This window comes from Yoonia sp. 208BN28-4 (genome assembly GCF_037543925.1).
In the GTDB taxonomy this organism is placed as follows: domain Bacteria; phylum Pseudomonadota; class Alphaproteobacteria; order Rhodobacterales; family Rhodobacteraceae; genus Yoonia.
Genome location: NZ_JBBIFY010000001.1, coordinates 1,156,399 through 1,177,404, shown reverse-complemented (window position 1 = coordinate 1,177,404; position 21,006 = coordinate 1,156,399). Strand labels below are relative to the sequence as shown.

Annotated in this window: 20 protein-coding genes; 12 read left to right on the top strand and 8 right to left on the bottom strand. The window is 58.6% G+C overall.

The genetic code is table 11. The features are described 5' to 3' along the window. Positions 1-2,070, top strand: coding sequence for a hypothetical protein (locus V8J84_RS05825; RefSeq protein ID WP_339928919.1), 2,070 nt, complete (start codon positions 1-3; stop codon positions 2,068-2,070). 151 nt (positions 2,071-2,221) lie between these two features. Here V8J84_RS05825 and V8J84_RS05820 read toward each other — a convergent pair whose 3' ends face one another. Together V8J84_RS05820 and V8J84_RS05815 are read right to left on the bottom strand one after the other, a co-directional pair. Then, positions 2,222-2,578, bottom strand: a complete 357-nt coding sequence (locus V8J84_RS05820; protein WP_339928917.1) for a hypothetical protein — start codon at positions 2,576-2,578, stop codon at positions 2,222-2,224. After that, positions 2,575-3,273 carry a DUF599 domain-containing protein gene (locus V8J84_RS05815; RefSeq protein WP_339928915.1) on the bottom strand — a complete coding sequence of 233 codons (699 nt, stop codon included), beginning with the start codon at positions 3,271-3,273 and terminating at the stop codon, positions 2,575-2,577. Before V8J84_RS05815 ends, V8J84_RS05820 begins: the two co-directional genes overlap by 4 nt. Before the next feature lie 85 nt (positions 3,274-3,358). Here V8J84_RS05815 and V8J84_RS05810 point away from each other — a divergent pair, with 85 nt between their 5' ends. The 5 genes from V8J84_RS05810 (at position 3,359) to V8J84_RS05790 (ending at position 8,881) form a co-directional block, all read left to right on the top strand. Beyond that, entirely contained in the window at positions 3,359-4,804 is a 1,446-nt protein-coding gene (locus tag V8J84_RS05810) for an FAD-linked oxidase C-terminal domain-containing protein (protein WP_339928913.1), read from the top strand. A 70-nt stretch (positions 4,805-4,874) separates the two neighbouring features. Then, a complete protein-coding gene (locus V8J84_RS05805; RefSeq protein ID WP_339928911.1) occupies positions 4,875-5,999 on the top strand; it encodes an FAD-binding protein in 1,125 nt (374 codons plus the stop codon). Further along, positions 5,999-7,396 (top strand): glycolate oxidase subunit GlcF, encoded by a 1,398-nt coding sequence (gene glcF / locus V8J84_RS05800; RefSeq protein WP_339928909.1) that lies wholly within the window; start codon positions 5,999-6,001, stop codon positions 7,394-7,396. Before V8J84_RS05805 ends, glcF begins: the two co-directional genes overlap by 1 nt. A gap of 68 nt (positions 7,397-7,464) precedes the next feature. Beyond that, positions 7,465-8,268 (top strand): trypsin-like serine peptidase, encoded by an 804-nt coding sequence (locus tag V8J84_RS05795; protein WP_339928907.1) that lies wholly within the window; start codon positions 7,465-7,467, stop codon positions 8,266-8,268. A 142-nt stretch (positions 8,269-8,410) separates the two neighbouring features. After that, positions 8,411-8,881, top strand: coding sequence for an Hsp20 family protein (locus tag V8J84_RS05790; RefSeq protein ID WP_339928905.1), 471 nt, complete (start codon positions 8,411-8,413; stop codon positions 8,879-8,881). Positions 8,882-8,936: 55 nt separating this feature from the next. On the opposite strand, the gene V8J84_RS05785 is transcribed toward V8J84_RS05790, so the two are convergent. From V8J84_RS05785 to polA, 3 genes are all read right to left on the bottom strand, one after another. Beyond that, complete coding sequence (locus V8J84_RS05785; protein ID WP_339928903.1) at positions 8,937-9,416, bottom strand: pyridoxamine 5'-phosphate oxidase family protein; 480 nt, start codon at positions 9,414-9,416, stop codon at positions 8,937-8,939. Between the two features lie 70 nt (positions 9,417-9,486). After that, a complete protein-coding gene (locus V8J84_RS05780) occupies positions 9,487-9,786 on the bottom strand; it encodes a cupin domain-containing protein (protein WP_339928901.1) in 300 nt (99 codons plus the stop codon). Beyond that, a complete protein-coding gene (gene polA, locus V8J84_RS05775; RefSeq protein WP_339928899.1) occupies positions 9,786-12,599 on the bottom strand; it encodes a DNA polymerase I in 2,814 nt (937 codons plus the stop codon). The genes V8J84_RS05780 and polA overlap by 1 nt, the downstream gene beginning before the upstream one ends. Before the next feature lie 41 nt (positions 12,600-12,640). On the opposite strand from polA, the gene V8J84_RS05770 reads away from it, so the two are divergent. Next, positions 12,641-13,102: a hypothetical protein gene (locus V8J84_RS05770; protein WP_339928897.1), complete on the top strand. Its 462-nt coding sequence runs from the start codon at positions 12,641-12,643 to the stop codon at positions 13,100-13,102. On the opposite strand, the gene V8J84_RS05765 is transcribed toward V8J84_RS05770, so the two are convergent. After that, complete coding sequence (locus V8J84_RS05765; RefSeq protein WP_339928895.1) at positions 13,099-13,278, bottom strand: zinc-finger domain-containing protein; 180 nt, start codon at positions 13,276-13,278, stop codon at positions 13,099-13,101. The genes V8J84_RS05770 and V8J84_RS05765 overlap by 4 nt on opposite strands. A gap of 84 nt (positions 13,279-13,362) precedes the next feature. Between V8J84_RS05765 and V8J84_RS05760 the strand changes: the two genes are divergently transcribed. Then, positions 13,363-14,289 (top strand): ABC transporter ATP-binding protein, encoded by a 927-nt coding sequence (locus V8J84_RS05760; protein WP_339929095.1) that lies wholly within the window; start codon positions 13,363-13,365, stop codon positions 14,287-14,289. A 48-nt stretch (positions 14,290-14,337) separates the two neighbouring features. On the opposite strand, the gene V8J84_RS05755 is transcribed toward V8J84_RS05760, so the two are convergent. After that, positions 14,338-14,700, bottom strand: coding sequence for an HIT domain-containing protein (locus V8J84_RS05755; protein WP_339928893.1), 363 nt, complete (start codon positions 14,698-14,700; stop codon positions 14,338-14,340). 7 nt (positions 14,701-14,707) lie between these two features. Continuing rightward, entirely contained in the window at positions 14,708-16,285 is a 1,578-nt protein-coding gene (locus V8J84_RS05750) for a DUF5928 domain-containing protein (protein ID WP_339928891.1), read from the bottom strand. A 151-nt stretch (positions 16,286-16,436) separates the two neighbouring features. Between V8J84_RS05750 and V8J84_RS05745 the strand changes: the two genes are divergently transcribed. From V8J84_RS05745 to V8J84_RS05730, 4 genes are all read left to right on the top strand, one after another. Next, entirely contained in the window at positions 16,437-17,255 is an 819-nt protein-coding gene (locus V8J84_RS05745; RefSeq protein WP_339928889.1) for a sulfotransferase family protein, read from the top strand. Between the two features lie 575 nt (positions 17,256-17,830). Beyond that, positions 17,831-18,799 carry an ABC transporter substrate-binding protein gene (locus V8J84_RS05740; RefSeq protein WP_339928887.1) on the top strand — a complete coding sequence of 323 codons (969 nt, stop codon included), beginning with the start codon at positions 17,831-17,833 and terminating at the stop codon, positions 18,797-18,799. Between the two features lie 76 nt (positions 18,800-18,875). Then, positions 18,876-19,904 carry an ABC transporter permease gene (locus V8J84_RS05735; protein ID WP_339928885.1) on the top strand — a complete coding sequence of 343 codons (1,029 nt, stop codon included), beginning with the start codon at positions 18,876-18,878 and terminating at the stop codon, positions 19,902-19,904. 14 nt (positions 19,905-19,918) lie between these two features. Further along, a complete protein-coding gene (locus V8J84_RS05730) occupies positions 19,919-20,977 on the top strand; it encodes a quaternary amine ABC transporter ATP-binding protein (RefSeq protein ID WP_339928883.1) in 1,059 nt (352 codons plus the stop codon). Positions 20,978-21,006 lie beyond the last annotated feature (29 nt).

The window sequence follows — 21,006 nt, the reverse complement described above, 5'->3', positions numbered from 1 at the left end:
ATGACCGGCACCCTTCTTTTTGATCCATTGATCCCGTTGGTGGCGCTTTATGTCGTCTGCGGTCTGGTGGTGCTGGGTATCGGTTTGGCCGTGTGGCGACGGTTGCCGGGATGGTGGTTGCGCGGTCTGGCCGGATTTGCCCTGCTTGCGGCGTTGGCCAACCCGTCGCTACAGCAAGAGGATCAGGAACCGCTGTCCGATATCGTGATGCTGATTGTCGACGAAAGCGCCAGTCAGCGGATTGCGGACCGTCCGGACCAAAACGCCGCTGCCATCGCAAATATCACCAGCGAAGTGGCGCGTCTGGACAACACCGAACTGCGGATCGTGACACTTGGTGACGGGGAAGGTGACACCGGCACGACACTTATGACGTCGCTGTCCGAGGCTTTGGCAGAAGAGCCGCAGGGCCGCATCGCAGGGATCATCCTGCTGACCGATGGTCGCCTGCACGACATGGAACGTGCCCCTGCCCTGCCCGCCCCGATCCATGCGCTGCTGACAGGCCAGCCTGACGATTGGGATCGCCGCCTTGTGGTCTCCAACGCGCCAGCCTTTGCTATTCTGGGTGAATCCGTCACGCTCAAGCTGCGGATCGAAGACCAAGGTGCCGCGCCCGACCCTGACGGGTTTGCGCAACTGACCATCGCCATTGACGGGGCAGACCCACTGCCGTTCGAGGTGCCTGTTGGTCAGGAGATTGAACTGCCCGTTGATCTGCCCCACGGCGGGATGAATGTGTTGCAATTCACAACACCCGAGTTGAACGGCGAACTGACAGGCCGCAACAACACCGCTGTCGTCCAGATCAACGGCGTGCGTGACCGCCTGCGCGTGTTGCTTGTATCGGGGGAGCCGCATCCGGGTGAACGGACGTGGCGCAACCTGCTAAAGTCCGATAGCGCCGTTGATCTGGTGCACTTCACCATTCTGCGCCCGCCCGAAAAGCAGGACGGCGTGCCGGTGAATGAACTATCGCTTATCGCCTTTCCGACGCGCGAGCTGTTTCTGGAAAAGATTGACGAATTTGATCTGATCATCTTTGACCGCTATTCGCGCCGCGGCATCCTTCCCAGCGCCTATCTTGATAACATCCGGTCCTATGTGGAACAGGGCGGCGCTGTGCTGGTATCATCGGGGCCCGAATACGGCAGCGCGGAAAGCATCTATCGCTCGCCTTTGGGGGATATCCTGCCCGGTCGCCCGACGGCGCGGGTCTTTGAAGAAGCGTTTACCCCGACCCTGTCAGACATCGGCCAGCGTCACCCCGTGACCGAAGGGCTTGAAGCGCTTTACCCGTCCCAAGACGACGATGTGCCCGGCTGGGGTCGCTGGTTCCGCCATGTGGAAGTCACTGTGCCGGAGACCGCCACGACGGTCATGAACGGGTTGAACGATCTGCCGCTTTTGACGCTGGAACGTATCGGCGAGGGGCGCGTGGCGCATATGGCATCCGACCAATCCTGGCTGTGGGATCGCGGCTATGAAGGGGGCGGTCCGCAGTTGGAACTTCTGCGGCGTCTGGCCCACTGGATGATGAAAGAGCCTGAGCTTGAGGAAGAGGCCATGTGGGTTGAGCCCAACGGCCAAACCATGCGCATCATCCGCCGCACGCTTGATCTGGAAACAGGAGATGTGACAGTGATCGGCCCTGACGGCAGCGAAACCGTGCTGACCTTGGACGAGGTATCGCCGGGAAGGTATGAAACGCTATGGGATGCGCCTGAAATGGGCTTCTATCGCTTGGCGGACGATGACACCGAAACCGTCATTGCGCTTGGACCGTCAGCGCCGCGTGAGTTTGAACAGACTATCGCCAGCGGTGACCTGCTTCAGCCGTTGATTGACAGCACGCGTGGTGGAGTCATCCCCGTTTTTGCTGGCGATATCGACATCCGCAGCGTGCGGGCCGGCCGTCCTGCCGCCGGGCGCGGCTGGATCGGTATTACCCCACGCGACGCCTATCGCACCGCTGATATCTCGATCACGCCGATCTTACCTGCATGGGCCTTTTTGCTGCTGGCATCGCTTTTGATGGTTGGCGCATGGCTGCGCGAAGGGCGCCGTTAGCCGCACGTATCGTCAGCCATTGAATGACGTCTGGAATATCGGGGGCACGGCGGACTTCCGCTGCGGCCTGCGCCCCACAAGACTGCTGGTCCTATTGCGTTCAATCAAGCCGATAGGACCGCATTTCCTGAAATCCAGAAGGTGAAAACGGTTAGTCCGGCAATGCGAACGGCATTGGATCATCGTAGTAACCAACCACATTATCACTGACCTGAATAAAGACGGTGGTGATGCCGTCAGGAATGGCGATGCCTGATTGCGAGCGCGTGAAGGGTTGTTCGTTCACATGCGGATGCGCCAGCGGGCGGGTGCCCAGCACCTGACCATCCGCATCCAGAACCTGCCAGCCGTCAGCGTAATCATCCCAGCCCGTGTCACCGTGCGTGATGGTCACGTCAAAGCGCCATGTGTCACCGTTTTGGGTGGCAACAACGCCAACCACCTCGGGCTTATCGGCCCAAGCGGGTGAGGCAATGACAAGGAGCGGGATCAGGACAAGCTGTTTCATGTTCTCTTGCCTAGCAGAATATCGCGCGGGATCGACGCAAATTCCCGTGACCAGACGATGACCCCAACGGCGACCGTGGCAACCAGCAGCGGCACTGGACCCAAAAGCCATGCAAGCGCGCCCATTGCAAAATACATCGACCGCAGCCCGCGGTTGAAATTCACCGCGGCCCGCACATTCAACGCAGCCGCCTGCATCGCGCGTGGCATGGCTTGGGGATCAGCAGGGTCGTTTGGCACAGACCCCATCATCACCGAACAATAGCCAAACACACGGTTCGCCCAGACAAACCGCAGAAATCCACTGGCCAGTAGCAGCATCACCAGCGCCAGTTTGATCTGCCAGATCACGGCAGGCACGTCCTGTGCTGTCACCTCTGCCGCGACACCGCGCAACGGATCGGTATTGGCGATCAGGGCCAGCACACCGCCGATTGCAAACACGCAGGTGGAGGCAAAAAATGCCGTGCCCTGCCGCAAGCCATTCAGGATCTGACTGTCGAAAATACGCGGCTCCCGCCCGACAAAGACGCGCATCCATTCATGGCGGTTCTCGCCCATCAGCTTGGTCACCGAAGGGCGGTTTTGCGGCGGATGTTCGATCAACCAGCCGACAGCCAGCCACATCACAATAAGGGAAACGGCAGCAGCCCAATCCAGCAGGGACAGCAGCGATAAATGGTCGAGAAATGTCATGTGGTTTACCTAACGACCACAAGAGACTTGCCATAGCGCAAAATTGGTTATATTTCTTTACCAATCTACAGATGGAGCGATTATCATGGACATGCCGACCCCAGACGCCAGCATCATTGCCCGCAAATCTACCATCGTTGAGCGGCTGCAATCCGTCTTGCCGCACGACGCTGTAATCCATGATGAACGCGAAACCCGCGCCTACGAATGCGACGGGCTTGCGGCTTACAAATGCCCGCCCCTTTGCGCAGTACTTCCGTCTTCGACGCAGGAAGTGGCCGCCGTGATGAAGGTCTGCCACGAGATGGGCGTGCCTGTTGTGCCGCGCGGGTCCGGCACATCGCTTGCCGGTGGCGCAATGCCCACCGCTGACGCCGTGATTCTTGGCGTGGCGCGCCTGAACGACGTGCTGGAAACCAGCTATGAAGATCGGATCATCCGTGTGCAATCGGGCCGTACGAACCTGAGCGTGACAGGTGCTGTGGAAACGGACGGCTTTTTCTATGCGCCTGACCCGTCAAGCCAGCTTGCCTGTGCCATCGCAGGTAATATCGCGATGAATTCCGGCGGGGCGCATTGCCTGAAATACGGCGTGACTACCAACAACCTGCTGGGCGTGACGCTTGTGCAGATGGACGGCACGATCGTCGAGATCGGCGGCGGACATCTGGATGCGGGTGGGCTTGATCTACTCGGTGTGATCTGCGGGTCCGAAGGTCAACTGGGCGTGGTCACCGAAGCGACGTTGCGCATCCTGCACAAACCAGAGGGCGCGCGCCCGATCCTGATGGGGTTCGACAGCGCGGAGGCCGCTGGCACCTGCGTGTCCGATATTATCAAGGCGGGCGTGCTGCCCGTCGCCATCGAATACATGGACCGCATGTGTATCGAGGTTTGCGAGGCGCACGCCGGTGCGGGCTATCCACTGTGCGAGGCGCTGCTGATCATCGAGGTTGAAGGCTCCCCCGCCGAAATTGACGAACAGCTTGCTGTGATCAAAGACATCGCCGCAAAACAGAACCCAAACACGATGCGTGAAGCGGCCAACGCCGAAGAGGCGGGCCGCATCTGGCTGGGTCGCAAGTCGGCCTTTGGCGCGATGGGCCAGATCAACGATTACATGTGTCTGGACGGCACCGTGCCTGTGAACGAATTGCCAAACGTCCTGCGCCGTATTGGCGAGCTTTCCAAAGAGCACGGTCTGGACGTGGGCAATGTGTTTCACGCGGGCGATGGCAATATGCACCCGCTGATCCTATACAACGCCAATACCCCCGGCGATCTGGAACGCTGCGAGGCGCTGGGTGAGGAAATCCTGAAACTGTGCGTCGAATATGGTGGCTGCCTGACGGGCGAGCATGGTGTGGGCATCGAAAAGCGCGATCTGATGCTGTATCAATACGACCCCGCTGATCTTGAGGCGCAGATGGCGGTGAAGGACGTGTTTGACCCCGCATGGCTGCTGAACCCGTCAAAGGTGTTCCCGCTGGCCACAAGTGCCGCACGGCGCGACGGCAAGCAGGCAGCATAAAGGGCGTTGCCCGCTTGGCCCGAAAGGGCCAACTCACCCCGGACTTTCTCTGACCAAAAGAAGCAGGCTGATGCACACAACCGAAGACGACATTGCGCAGGCGATTGCTGCGGCCAGCGGCCCTTTGCAAATTATCGGCGGCGGCACCCGCCCCGTGGGGCAGCCCGCCGTGGGCGAGGCTTTGCCTCTGGCGGGTCTGTCCGGCGTCACACTTTACGAACCGGGCGCGCTGACGCTTGTCGCCAAAGCTGGCACGCCGGTGTCCGAGATCGAAAAGATACTCGCCGCCGAGAACCAGCGCCTTGCGTTTGAACCGATGGACTTTCGCACCCTGATGGGCACGGATGGCACGCCCACGATTGGCGCCGTGGTGGCTGGCAATGTGTCCGGCCCGCGCCGGATTGCCGTTGGCGCGTGTCGCGACTTTTTGCTGGGCGTGCGTTTTGTCGACGGCAGCGGACAGGTCGTCAAAAACGGCGGGCGCGTGATGAAAAACGTGACCGGCTACGATCTGGTCAAGCTGATGTGCGGCGCTTACGGCACGTTGGGGGCATTGACCGAGGTATCGTTGAAGGTGATGCCGATGGACGAAACATCAACCACGCTGCGATATGCCGGACAGGACGTGGCCCAATCCGTCGCGTTGATGTCAGCCGCACTTGGCACCCCGTTTGAAGTTACGGGCGCGGCCCGCAAGAACGGTGATACGTTGCTGCGGTTGGAAGGCTTTGCGGGATCGGTAGCTTATCGTGTCGCGGAATTGCAAAAGCGGCTGGCGTCATTTGGAACCGCAGAAGAGATCACAGATGCCAAAGCGCAAAACGACCTGTGGACAGCCCAGCGGGATGTGACCCGATTTGCGGATCGCGCTGTCGTTTGGCGCGTGTCCTTGCGCCCGTCCCATGCTGCCGGATTTGTGGAAGGTATCGACGGCATCGATGTTGATCTGGATTGGGGTGGCGGATTGCTGTGGATCGCAGCGCAAGACGGCGCGGACCACGAAGCGATCCACCACAGCCTACAGGATGCAGCCGCGAAAACCGGCGGGCACGCGACGCTGATCAAAGGGCCAGATGCGCTGCGCGCCGCTGTGCCGACGTTCCAACCGCAAGAACCAAACCTTGCCGCAATCACCAAAGGCCTGCGGGCCAAGTTTGATCCGCGCGGCATTCTGAACACCGGGGTCATGATCTGATGCAAACGACATTTACGCCCCAGCAGCTTGAAAACCCTGCCACGCAACGCTCGAACGAGATTTTGCGCGCCTGCGTTCACTGCGGTTTTTGCACGGCCACTTGCCCGACCTATCAGGTGCTCGGTGACGAGTTGGACAGCCCGCGCGGGCGCATCTACCTGATCAAGGATATGCTGGAAAACGAACGGGTGCCGGATGAAAAGACGGTCAAACACATTGATCGCTGCCTGTCCTGCCTGGCCTGCATGACGACCTGCCCGTCCGGCGTGCACTACATGCACCTGATCGACCATGCCCGCGCCTATATCGAAGACAACTACAAGCGCCCCCTGTCGGACCGTGCGCTGCGCTGGGTGCTGGCGCGTATCCTGCCCTATCCCACCCGCTTTCGTGTTGCGTTACTGGGGGCCAAGATCGGGCGGCCATTTGCGCGGCTGATGCCGGATGCACGTTTGCGGGCGATGCTGGAAATGGCACCCAAGACGATCCCGCCTGTCAGTCGCAATGACGACCCGCAGACCTTTCCCGCGGCCGAGAAAAAGATGCGCGTGGCTCTGATGACCGGCTGTGCGCAAAAGGCGCTGAACACCGATATCAACGACGCGACTATTCGTGTGCTCACGCGTTTGGGGGCAGAGGTGGTGGTGGCCGAAGGTGCCGGATGCTGCGGCGCGCTGACCCATCACATGGGCAAGGAAGGCGAAAGCCACGCCACGGCCGCGAAAAACATCCGCGCCTGGGCTAAAGAGATGGACGCAGGCCTTGATGCGATCGTGATCAACACCTCTGGCTGCGGCACAACGGTCAAGGATTACGGCCATATGTTCCGCAATGATCCCGCGCTGGCCAAAGACGCCGCCCGCGTGTCAGCCATCGCCAAGGACGTGAGCGAGGTTTTGATGGACCTGCTGCCGGACGGTGCGCCGCAGATTGATACCAACATTGCCAAGATGGGCGTCGCGGGCACGGATGCACCGCGCCTGCCGTCCACGCCCGAAACCGGTAGTGGCGCGATCAAGGTTGCCTACCACGCGGCCTGTTCTTTGCAGCACGGTCAGCAGATCAAGACCTTTCCAAAGGATCTGTTGAAGCGTGCTGGCTTCACCGTTCTGGAACCCGCTGACAGCCATCTGTGCTGCGGGTCCGCAGGCACCTACAATCTGATGCAGCCGGAGATTTCCAAGCAGTTGAAGGCCCGCAAGGTGCAGACACTTGAAGCGCTCACGCCCGATATCATTGCCGCTGGTAACATCGGGTGCATGATGCAGATCGGCGGGGCCACGGACGTCCCGATTGTTCATACTGTTGAATTGCTGGACTGGGCCACTGGCGGGCCAAAGCCTCCTGCACTGACCAACGGTGGCAGCACTGCACCACAGGTTCCAATTCTGCGCTAAGGGTCACACAAATGCCCCACAGCGCGGGCAAAAGCGGGCAAGTTGCACCAAAACGACAGGCCCGCTTCATGCTTTTGCGACCACTTCTTCTTGCGCTTATGGCGCTGACCCTGCCCGCAGCAGCGCAAGAATCGCGTCTTGTGACGCTGGAAACCGGTCAGGACAGCCGCGGTTGGGAGGCTGTGGGCAGGCTTGATATTTCAGGCAAAGGGTTCTGCACCGCAGCCCTGATCGAGGATAATCTGATCCTGACCGCCGCGCACTGTGTGTATGACTATGACAATAGCCTGCTGACCGCTGATCGTTTCACGTTTCAGGCCGGTTTGCGCAATGGACGGGCAGAGGCCACGCGCGGCGTCACCCGCTTTGTCGCCCACCCCGACTATCTGGCCGACGGGCCCACCGCGCGGGTTGACGGCATTGCGATGGATATTGCCGTTCTGGAACTGGATCGCCCGATCCGCCATAGCCGCGTGCAGCCGTTTCCTGTTGCCGCCGAACCGCAGCAAGGCGATCAGGTGGGCGTGGTATCTTACGGTCAAGGCCGCGAAGATCTGCCAAGCCTGCAAGAGGTTTGCTCTGTGCTGGGGCAAAACAGCGGTGCAATCATCATGACGTGCGACATTGAGCGCGGCTCAAGCGGATCACCCGTATTTGCGGTGCGTGACGGCCGTGCGCAGATTGTTTCGGTCATTTCCGCGATGGCCGCTGTCGAGGGCGAAAAAGTGTCTGTTGGCACGTCTTTGGGCCAGCCCTTGCGCGAATTGCGGGCGCATTTTGCGACCATCGGACCTGCACGCATTGGCGGCACGCAGCGGATCATCCTGAACGGTGAACGCAACGACACGGGCGCGAAATTCGTGCAGCCCTAGGCGGTTTCGCCCCCCTTGAAACCTGAAATTGCGATCCCCAAATAGGGGTCACGGGGATGCCCATACGGGGCCTCGTAAGAACCAGCCTGTCCCATACGGGAAGGCGCAAACACTTGTTATCGCTTTGAAAAGGATGACCCAAATGCGTTCATTTGATATGACACCCCTTTACCGTGCCACCGTTGGCTTTGACCAGATTGCAGACCTGATGGATCGCGCGCTGGCCTCTGACGTAGGCAACACATCTTACCCGCCCTACAACATCGAAAAGACCGCCGACGACAGCTGGCGCATCTCGATTGCTGTCGCCGGTTTCGCGGAAGATGACCTTGCGATCGAAGTGAAAGACCGCGGCCTGATCGTGACTGCCAAGAAAGCAGACGACGACACAGCCGAGCGGACATTCCTGCACCGTGGCATCGCGACCCGCGCGTTCGAGCGCCGCTTTACGCTGGCCGATCACGTGAAGGTCACTGGCGCAAGCCACGCCAATGGCATGTTGCACATTGATCTGGTTCGCGAAGTGCCGGAAGCGCTGAAACCACGCCGCATTGCGATCTCGTCTGCGAAAGACAAGAACGCCAACCTGATTGAGGAAAAAGCGGTCAACTAAGCCCGCCTGATCCTGAATACCGAAACGCCCCGCAAATTTGCGGGGCGTTTTGCGTTTAGAATGTCAGTGACACTTGCGTGCCGGCATCCGGCATCTCGTCGGTGATATTGGCTTTCATGATCTCATAAAAGAACTTCAACCCGCTGGTGGATGTCAGCCACACTTCGGCGCTTTGCGGTGTGAATTTCAAAAGGCGCAGGTCCGGGTCCTGCTTGTCTTCTTCATACCACGCCGCGGCAATCGGGCTCCAGATTTCATCCACCTTGGCGGGGTTTTCAGTCACCTCAAGCGTGCCGGTGATATCGGCATAAAGGCCGGTGCCGCCGTCTGCGACCACGAATTTCGCAGCTTTCGCGCCGTCGCTGGTATGGTCCACCAGATGCTGGCCCGCTGCCGACAGAAACCAGATCGCGCCTGGCTTGTCGTCGTCAAAATTGGGTGACATCGGCATCAGCTTGCCATCGCTTTCAAGGCCAAGCATGCCAGCGCGGACATCTTCCAGACGATCGTAAAATTCTTTCTTGTGGTCGGACATCTATGGGTCTCCTTTGCGTGGTGGCCAAAAGGCCTTCCCCACTCAACCCACAAGGCGCGCAACTGTTCCGCTAGGCCGCTGGTTCTTTTAGCTCCACCTCGACAAAGGTCATTGCCGCGTCACCGTCATTGACGACATTATGTTCGACGCCCTCGGCACGGCGATAGGCTGTCCCTGCGGTGACGGTGGTTTGCGTCGATGTGCCGTCAGGATGCTCCAGCAACATCGCGCAATCGGTCACCGCGGTAATCACGTAGTCATAGCCGTGCGTGTGCCAGCCCGTCTCTGCCCCCGGTGCGAAATCAAACCGCGTGACCCGCACCCGCGGATCATCAATCAACTGCGTGGCTTTGGCCTGCGGGCGGGTCATTAGTGCGCCTCGGCCCAATTATTGCCCTGCCCTGCATCCACGGCCAGCTTGACGTCCAGCTTTACAGCCGGATCGGCGGCGTTCTCCATCACGTCGCGGGCGACGTCGATCAGATCATCCACCGCGCCCTTCTCGACCTCGAAGATCAGTTCGTCGTGGACCTGCAACAGCATCTTGGCAGGCAGATCGGCGATGCGCGCGGGCATCCGGACCATCGCGCGGCGGATCACATCAGCGGCAGTGCCCTGAATAGGCGCATTGATCGCGGCCCTTTTGGCAAAGCCCGCCTGCGGCCCTTTCGCCCCGATCTCGGGCGTGTGGATTTTCCGGCCAAACAGCGTTTGCACATATCCGTTGTCTTTGGCATCGGCGACCGTCTTGTCCATATAGGCGCGGATACCGGGGAACCGTTCGAAATAACGGTCGATGAAGCCCTGCGCCTCGCTGCGGGGGATGCGCAAATTGCGGGCCAGGCCAAAGCCGGAGATGCCGTAAATCACACCAAAGTTGATCGCTTTGGCCTGACGGCGAATGTCCGGCGTCATCTCGTCCAGTGGTACATCGAACATCTCGGACGCGGTCAGCGCGTGAATGTCTTGGCCCTCGGCAAAGGCCTGTTTGAGGGTGTCAATTTGCGCGATATGCGCCAAAATTCGCAATTCGATCTGGGAATAGTCAAGCGATACCAGAACCTTGCCGTCTTCGGCGATAAACGCCTCACGGATACGACGGCCCTCTTCGGAGCGGACAGGAATGTTCTGCAAGTTCGGATCGGTGGAGGCCAGACGCCCCGTATTGGCACCGGCGATGGAATAGGACGTATGCACGCGGCCCGTGTCGGGGTTGATGTGGTCCTGCAACGCATCGGTGTAGGTCGACTTCAGCTTTGACAGCTGCCGCCAGTCAAGGATCAGGCGCGGCACATCGTGCAGCGTCGCCAAATCCTCAAGCACATCGACGCCGGTGGAGTAGTTACCGGTCTTGCCCTTCGCGGGTTTTTTGCCGTCGGGCATTTCAAGGCCCAATTCATCAAACAAAATCTCGCCCAACTGCTTGGGCGATCCCACGTTGAATTTGCGGCCAGCCTTTTCCTGAATTTCGTCCTCAAGCTGCGCCATCTTCTGCGCAAAGCCGTTCGACATGCGCGACAGCGTATCGCGATCTACCTTCACGCCGTGCCGTTCCATCTGCGCGAGCACAGGCACCAAGGGCCGTTCAAGCGTTTCATAGACAGTCGTGACCTGCACCTGATGCAGCTTGGGTTTGAAAATCTGCCACAGACGCAGCGTGATATCGGCGTCCTCGGCGGCGTATTTCACGGCATCATCAATCGCGACCTTGTCAAAGGTGATCGCGGACTTGCCTGTCCCCAGAAGCGGCTTGATCGGGATCGGCGTATGCCCAAGATAGCGCTCCGACAGCAGGTCCATACCGTGGTTATGCAAGCCGCCGTGCATGGCGTAGGACATCAGCATCGTGTCGTCGATCGGGTCGACCGTCAGACCAAGATTGGCGAAAATCTTGGCATCGTATTTCATGTTCTGCCCGATCTTGATGACCGCCGGATCAGCCAGCACAGGGGCCAGCATCTTCAGGCATTCGTCAAAATCCATCTGCCCTTCGGCCCGCGCATCGGACCCGAACAGATCATCCTGTGCCGCCGCCTTATGCGTGAGCGGGATATAGCAGGCGTGCCCTGCCTCAACGCAAAGAGAGATGCCTACCAGCTCGGCGCGCATTTCGTTCAGCGCCGTGGTTTCGGTATCAATCGCCACATAGCCACGTTCGTTGATACGGTCGATCCAGACCTGCAATACATTGGCGTCACTGACCTTTTCATACGTCGCCTCGTCGAACGATACCTGCTCGGGTTCGGCTACATCGCCTGCGGGGGCCTTGTCTTCGATCACCGGAGCCTCGGCGCCCAGCCTGTCCGCAATGCGTTTTGTAACAGTGCGGAACTCCATTTCGGCCAAGAAACCCAGCAGGTCGTCGACCACAGGGTCCTTCACCTCAAGGCTATCCAGATCAAACGGCAGGTCCATCTCGCAATCCAGCTGGACAAGCCGTTTTGAAAGCTCGATCTGTTCGCGGTGTTCGATGAGGGTCTCGCGCCGTTTGGGCTGTTTGATCTCGCCCGCGCGGTCCAGCAGGCTTTCCAGATCGCCGTATTCGTTGATCAACAACGCCGCCGTTTTGATACCAATCCCAGGCGCACCCGGCACGTTATCCACGCTGTCACCGGCAAGCGCCTGCACATCCACAACACGCTCCGGCCCGACGCCGAACTTCTCGACCACACCGTCACTGTCGATCCGCTTGTTCTTCATCGGGTCGAGCATTTCCACGCCGCCACCCACAAGCTGCATCAGATCCTTGTCCGACGACAGGATCGTCACGCGGCCCCCTGCGTCTCGCGCCTGATGGGCCAGTGTGGCGATGATATCGTCCGCCTCGAACCCCTCGATCTCTTCGCAGGCGATGTTGAATGCCCGCGTCGCATCGCGGGTCAGCGGAATTTGCGGGCGCAGGTCTTCGGGCATCGCATCGCGATTGGCCTTGTACTGGTCATACATGTCGTTGCGAAACGTGTGGCTGCCCTTGTCAAAAATCACCGCGACATGCGTTGCGGCATCAGGGCCGGTGTTTCCTTCGACATATCGCTGCAACATGTTCACAAAACCGCTGACCGCACCCACGGGCAGCCCGTCAGACTTGCGCGTGAGCGGTGGGAGCGCATGATAGGCGCGAAAGATAAACGCGGACCCGTCGATCAGATGCAGGTGGCAGCCTTTGCCGAATGCTTGTGTCATGTCGCAGGTCCCCTTGGCGCTTTGGTCAGAAAGGTTTTGCCATGTTCCGTCCCTGCCTGCTAGTCGCGATCTTTGCTGCTTCTGCGGCGAACGCCCAATCGCAAACGTCCTGCGCGATGACGTTGGATCAATCCAGTTGCAACCGCGTGGTCGCCTGCGTTGGCGATCAGGGGCGGTGGTTCAACGGGCGCGCCTTCGGGCGTGGCTCTGGCACATTCGCGGGCGTGATGAACGACGGTGTCACCTGCTCTGGCACATGGAAATCACGCAATATTCTGGGCATGGGGCAGGCAGACGTGATCTGTGACGACGGGATGGAGGGCCGTGTGTTCTATACCTATCAGGATGAACAGACCGGCACCGCTGTCGGGTCGGGCATCACGCGGGACGGTCAGGCGATTGACATCTGGTCCGGCAATAACGTGCTGGCATATCTGCGGGCCCAAACCGGCGAACCGGTGGCAGCCCTGCCTTGCATCACAGGAGCGATCCCGCTGAGCTAGACCTTATCTTCAAACGATTTGTGCACGATTTTGGCATCGCAATACATGCACTCGGTATAACCGGTATCTTTGGGGATGGTGTACCACACGCGCGGATGACCCAGCGCGCCCTCACCCCCGTCACAGGCCACGCGCCATTCATTGACGATACGAATCTCGGGTGCGGGCGTAGTCATTGATGCGGGCCTATCGGTTGTGTCGCGTTGAACGTCTTGATACCGCAGGCGTGCAGCGGGGGAAAGACACCTATGACCGACAATGTGACCGAAAACGCCATCGAATTGCGCGGCTTGCGCAAAACCTACGCCGCGACCGCCCGGTCAGAGGCCAAAGATGCCCTCAAAGGCGTTGATCTGGACATTCCGCGCGGATCGATCTTTGGCCTGCTCGGCCCTAATGGCGCGGGCAAATCCACGCTGATCAACATCCTCGCCGGTCTGGTGAACAAGACCGAAGGTTCCGTAAAAATCTGGGGCTTTGATCAGGATGTGAACCCACGCCAGTCACGCGCCGCCATTGGCATCATGCCGCAAGAACCCAACCTTGATCCGTTTTTCACCCCCGGCGGGTCGCTTGATGTGCAAGCGGGGCTCTACGGCGTGCCAAAATCGCAGCGCCGTACAAAAGAAATCCTCGACCTGATTGGTTTGGCCGATAAAGAACATGCCTACGCCCGTTCCCTGTCGGGCGGAATGCGTCGGCGCCTTCTGCTTGGCAAGGCGCTTGTCCACTCCCCGCAAATCCTCGTGCTGGATGAGCCGACCGCAGGCGTGGATATCGCCCTGCGCAACCAGCTTTGGGACAATGTGCGCGATCTGAATGCCCAAGGCATGACCATTATCCTGACGACCCACTACCTCGAAGAGGCCGAAGAGATGTGCGACGACATCGCCATTATCAACCATGGCGAAGTCATCGTGCGCGACAGCACAGCGAACTTGTTGGGGCGTCTGGATAGTAAGACGCTTGTCGTGCAGCCAACCCAGTCAGCGCCCGTTCCCGCCCTGCCCGATGGGATCACAGGCCAGACCCGTGACGATGGCGCACTGGCCTTCACCTACAGCAGCGCCAAGACGTCCGCCGATACGATCCTGAATATTATCCGCGACGCTGGCATCAGCATCCGCGATATCAGCACAGAACAGTCTGACCTTGAGGACGTATTTCTAGAGTTGACGAAAAGCTAACGGGATGGCGGGAGGGATGCCGCGGCACGCGCATGTCTCCCAGCCGTTTTACTTCGGCAACATTCGTCCCAACTGTGTGCCACCGATGATGTGCATATGAAAATGCGGCACATCCTGCACGCCGTGCCCGCGTGTGTTGGCAATCGCGCGGAAGCCTTCATCAACGCCAGTCACTTTACAGACCTCGGCCACAGCGGCAAAGAATCCCGCCTGTTCCTCAGCAGACGCCGCAGCCGCAAAGTGATCAAGGCTTACATAAGGTCCTTTCGGGATCACCAGCACGTGCACCGGCGCTTGCGGTTGGATATCTTCAAACGCCAGCGCATGATCGTTTTCAAATACGGTCTTGTTCGGGATCTCCCCGCGCAGGATTTTGGCAAAGATATTCTGGTCGTCGTAGTCAAACATCAAGATTTCCTTAGTCCACAAACAAATAAGGCGTTTCGGCCAGCGTCATTGCAGTTTCATCGTCCACATCCAAAAACTTGGCCAGTGCGGCCGCGTTTTCCGCAACCTCTGCACCTTGTCGCAGCCGCATGACATTGGCAAAGCCCGCGTCCCTGATCCGCTCGCTCTCATAGCTGACATCATTGCGGATCGTGGGCAGAAGGCGGGCAATCACGTCCTCAGACGTCTGTTCACCCGCCAGCCCGACACGCCGCGCGTGGCCGATCAGATAGTCATCGGGAAAATCGCATTCGATCTCAAGCAATCGCGTTGTCGCACGATCCGAAAAGAAGTCCTGCATCAGATCAATGTTGGCGGTATCCAGGCAAATCACCAACCGCCTACGGCCGTAATGATCAAACAGCATCCGCATCAAGGCGCGCCTGTGCCGTGTCCGCTTTTCCAAAGTGGATTGCGCGCCACCCAGATCAGGCAGGTCGGTGCCGTCTTCGTTGAACAGATACTCCAGCGCGGGCAGATCCGTGTGTTCCTTGATCCCCGCAACCAGCCGCTTGGCCACATGCCATTTCTTACAGGCGATAATCAGGAGTTCCCGGTCACGCCCCAGCGTGGTTTCGTTCTCCCAAAAGCGCGAGCCAAACCGCCGCCCGATCCGGCCACGGCCTGTGACAAACTTGAACAGGTTGCGGCCTTCATTGGTGATCGTGAAATCGTCACGGTCCGACGCGTAAACAACGCCAAGTCTGTCCTTAAGCTCTTTGGCCTCAGGGCTGATCTTGCGGGCAAACAGCCCCTCTTGCCCCAGCAGAAGATCATAGTGGTCATTATAAAACGTCACCGGCATCCCATAGTCGGTGAACATCAGAAAGGTCAGCGTCCGGCTGCGGATTTCCTCGCGCGGCACGACGTGGCGCACCAGTGTCTGAAAGAACGTCTCGTCGGGAATCCACGTTGTGCGGAAGAACTTCATCACGTCTTTGCGTTTGCGCGTAAAGTCCAGAATCCATTCGATGGTCCGTCTACGCAGGCACCACCACTGGCTGCCGATCATGATCTGCAAATCGGCAGGCACCTCGCGCGTGATGCCCAGTTTGCGCTGTGCCCAAAAGCTCCAGTAAAACAGGCGCTTTTGCGTACGTTCATTGAACCAGTGCCGGTAGATCAGCCGCTCTTCGCGGAAACCGGTCTTGATCCAGTCGCTGCGGAAATAGTCAAAGCTTTCCACGTAATCCACGTCATCGGCATCCAGAAAGTCGTGGGCATATTTTGCCGATTTGATCGCCATGCAATCACCCGACACCATGTAAAAATGGCTGGCCCGTGGGAAGGCATCAACGGCCGCTTCGACCGCGTGCAGCGTGGCCTGCACCAGCGACCATTCCCCCCAACCGCATTTGATCCGTGTCTTTGCAAAAGCGACGTTGGGATTGTCGGCCAGACCATCACGAATTTGGGCGTATGCAGCCTTGGGTGCGCGGGCATCAAAGTGGATGGCGATATAGTCACCGGCTGCCGTCAGTTGCTCTGCCTGCCGGATAATCGCAGCAGGGTCTTTGTGACACAGCAAGATAAACGCAATTTTCGCCATACTCTTAACAAGATCGCCTGTATATTCCGTGATTATCACCTTTTCATACAGTGATGCGACGCAGAATTGACATAGATTATTTTCATCGTCGCCATAACGGGCTAAAACCCCGCAAGACGCCCCGCCGGGGCCGGTTGAGGAAAGAGTATTTATGGGTTTTCCAGGCACCTGGATGACGAACAGCGAAAGTGTGGTGTACCGCGTGGTACCCAAATGCGCCTGCTCGACCATCGGCCAGATCATGTATTATTCCGACCACGGCGAATTTTTTGATGGCGATATTCACGATGCCAAGCAGGGCATGCACAAATGGGCGATGGATGACAGCCAGCCGCTGATCACCACCAATGTGAAGAACCACAATTCTTATGCGTTTACTTGTGTGCGCAACCCCTACACGCGCATCCTGTCATCGTTTTTCGACAAGATTTGCGGCATCCAGCGCAACGGGAAATACTACCGTGGCAACCTTGTTCCGTTGCTGATCCAGAAATACGGGATTGAGGTCGGCAGCCCCGACGACGGGTTTGAATTTGACCAGATCAAATCCTTCCGACGTTTCCTGCTGTTTGCCCGCGATACCATCCGCTGGCGCCGCCCAATGGAGCCTGACATCCACTGGTCGGCCATGTCCGGTCACATCAGCACGTTCATCGTCAACGGTGGCCGTTACGACAAGATTTTCTGGACCGAAAGCTTCAACGACGGCATGCAAGAGGTGCTTAATAACATCGACACACCCCAGCCCGTCGATCTGGCCGCCATCCCGCGCTTTAACGAAAGCGAAGGGCACGGGCCAAAGCGCCTTCATCCGGTTGAGGATTACTTCGACGATCTGTCGATGCATCTCGTCTATGAGATCTACAAAAAGGACTTCCACCTTTTCAAATACGACTTTGAAAATCCGGCCAACAAGATGCCGGTGGGTGAGATTGACCTGAACGAAGTACACGCCAAACTGGGTGAGTAATCCTGCTCGGACGCTGCAATATGACCGTCAGCACCCCCGAAATGGGCTTTATCACACCAATTTTGCGCAAGCCCCGCGAAATTACGATACCGCCGCAATGCTCAACTTCTACTGGCATTGATGCTGCAAAGCGGGGGGCAACCTGTCGCGATCTGTGCATTGCAGCCCCTTTGATTGTTGCACATTTAACCAAATGGGGCGGCCGATCTGATCGTCTGCGCTGCCCCGATTGATGGAATAAACGAAAGACTGGAACGCAGGCCAAACGTGATTGCACACCGCTTCGTGAAAACATGGTGTTAACATTCGCGGCCCCATTGCTTTATGGTGCAGACCGACGGCGCGCACACATAGATCATCTGCCGTGTGACATGACGCCAACGCCGCGAGGATCGCGCGGCGCACCAGATTTACCGATCATCATCTGATGAAAGGACACGACATTCCGGCATGGCACCCGCCGCACCGGATACATTTGCCCCGATACACACTGTATTTCGGGCCGAAACCGCGCCGAGAGCCCACGGCGCGCGTGGCGACATAATAGGGCCAGAACGACCTAAGGGAGACGACGAATGAAAAGCAATTTGATGAAAGGTGCAGCAGTTGCCGCACTTTTGACATCGGCATCTGCGGCACAGGCCGAATGTGGTGACGTGACAATCACAGAAATGAACTGGGCCTCATCGGCTGTTGTGACAGCTGTCGCATCGTTCCTGATGGAGCAGGGCTATGGCTGTTCGGTACAAAAAGTGCCGTCCTCCACAGTGACCGCGATCACATCCATCACAGAAACAGGCGAGCCTGACATCCTGACCGAGGTGTGGGCGAACTCCACCCCCGCCTACCCCGGCCTGATCGAAGAAGGCAAACTGGTTGAGCTGGCAGACGTGCTGTCTGACGGCGGTGTCGAGGCATGGTGGATTCCTGCCTATCTGGCCGAAAGCAACCCGGAGCTGACAACATGGGAAGGCATCATGGCCAACCCAGAGCTGGTTGGCGGCAAGTTCCATGACTGTCCGTCAGGCTGGGCCTGCGACATCATCAACAACAACAACCTGATCGCACTGGGTGCCGAGGACAGCGGTCTTGAGCGGTTCCAGCACGGGTCCGGCGAGACGCTGCAAACATCCATCGCCGCGGCCTACGCCGAAGAAGCGCCGTGGTTCGGCTACTACTGGGCTCCAACAGCCGTTCTGGGCAAATACCCGATGGTTGCTGTTGAGGTTGGCAGCTACGACGCTGACGCGCACACCTGCAACGGTGACGTTGACTGCGCCGATCCATCCTTCTCGGCCTATCCTGCGTCCAAGGTTGTGACGGCCGTTGCCGGTGGTTTTGCAGAGCGCGAGCCTGAGGCCGCAGCACTGATGGCCAACGTCAGCTTTACCAACGAACAGATGGGTGAAGTGCTGGCATGGCGTCTGGACAACAACGCGTCCTATGACGAGGCCGCGGTCTACTTCCTGACCAACTACACCGATGTCTGGGCCGAGTGGCTGGACGACGCCGCGAAAGAGCGTCTGTCGGCTATCCTTCAGTAAGCCGGACCATCCGAATAAAGTGCCTCCTGCCGGTATCGGTGGGGGGCATTTGCATGAATAAGGGGACAGGGGAAAAATGGCCTTTTACGACAAATTAGTAGACACACTCGGCCTTAGCGACTGGTGCGGCGAGGCCGGCGACGGCGCGCCCCTTTCAATGGCCGATCTGATGGCGCAAGCCGGTGGTGGTGAGGTCGAAGGCCCGCTGTTCCCGTTCCCGTCGCTTGATAATCTGAACGAAAGCTGCAGCAGCATCATCCAGTCCCGCGACGTGACCAAAGGGATCGAAGAGGGGTTTCTGGCCGCAAAGCCTGCCCTCAAAACCGTACTTGATCCGATCACACAGCCGCTCAGCTGGTTACTGGACGGCGCGCTTTGGATGTTCGAGGCGACACCGTGGTGGGTCATGGTGCCGATCCTTGTGGCGATCTCGTGGTATGCTTCGCGATCCAAGCCTGTGACGATTTTTGTCTTTATTTCCATCATGCTGCTGGGTCTGGTCGATCACTACGATGTGGCGATGCAGACGCTGTCGATCATCTTTGTCTGCACGACCATATCCGTGCTGCTTGGCGTGCCCATTGGCATTGCCATGTCCAAATCAGACAGGTTGCAGCGTGGCACAGTTCCCGTTCTCGACCTGCTGCAAACGCTGCCGACGTTTGTGTATCTCATCCCGCTGATCTTTCTGTTTTCGGTGACGGAATCCAAACTCTACGGCATCGCGATTATCCTCTACGCCATTGTCCCCGTCATTCGCCTGACCGACCTTGGCATCCGCCTTGTGGATCAGGACGTGATCGAGGCGGCCAACGCCTTTGGCATGAACGACCGCCAGAAACTGTGGCGCGTGCAACTGCCCTTGGCGCTGCCCAACATTATGGCTGGTATCAACCAGACCATCATGATGTCGCTGGCCATGGTTGTGATCGCATCGCTGGTGTCTGCACCGGGGCTTGGCGTGAACGTGCTGCGCGGTATCCGTAACCTTGAACTGGGTGTGGGCATTGTGGCTGGTATCGGCATTGTGCTGCTCGCTGTGATCTTGGACCGCGTGTCCAAGGCCGCACTGACACGGGTCGATATGACCCGCGTGAAACACTAAGGGGGGCTGGGCAAATGACAGAACCAATGGTCAGCCTGCGCGGGCTTTATAAAATCTTCGGCGCGAATGACAAAGATATGGTGGGCCATGTCAAAGACGGCATGAGCAAAGAAGACCTGTTGGCGCAGCACAAGCACGTGCTGGGCCTCAACGATATCAATGTCGATATGCAGGCCGGAGAGATCACCGTGGTGATGGGCCTGTCAGGCTCGGGCAAATCCACGCTGATCCGGCACCTTAATCGCCTGATCGAACCCACTGCGGGCGAGATTATCGTGCAGGGCAAGGACGTGATGCAACTGTCCGAGGATGGCTTACGCAAAGCCCGGCAGGAAAAGATGTCGATGGTGTTTCAGAAGTTCGCGCTTCTGCCACACAAAACCGTGCTGAAAAATGCAGGCATGCCCCTGTCTGTGCGCGGCCATGACGAGGATGCGTGCGACAAGGAAGCCCAGAAATGGCTTGAGCGTGTGGGCCTTGCCGGATTCGAAAACCACTATCCAGCCCAGCTATCGGGCGGCATGCAGCAACGTGTGGGTATTGCCCGCGCGCTAACTGCCAACACCGATATCATGCTGATGGACGAGGCGTTTTCGGCACTTGATCCGCTGATCCGCACCGACATGCAGGACCTGTTGCTGGAACTGCAAAAGGAACTGCACAAAACAATCGTCTTTATCACCCACGATCTGGATGAGGCGCTGAAGCTTGCGGACCATCTCGTGATCCTGAAAGACGGCTATGTCGTGCAGCAAGGCGAGCCGCAGCATATCCTGCTGAACCCCAATGACCCTTACATTGAAGACTTTGTCAGCGACATTAACCGTGCCCGCGTGCTGCGCGTGCGGTCGATCATGACACCGCTGGAAAACGGTCAGGTGCCAGAGGGCGCGCATGGTGAGGTCGGACTGAACGACACGCTGGAAAGCATGATCGGGCGGTCTGGTGGTGACACGTCACACGCCTATGTCGTGGTCGATGACGGTCAGCCTGTTGGCACCCTTGATATGACCGCATTGGTCCGTGCTCTTGTGCCGCGCGTGGCACCAGAGGACGGTGCGCGCAACTACTGACACAAGATATTGGCGGCGCGCCGGATGGG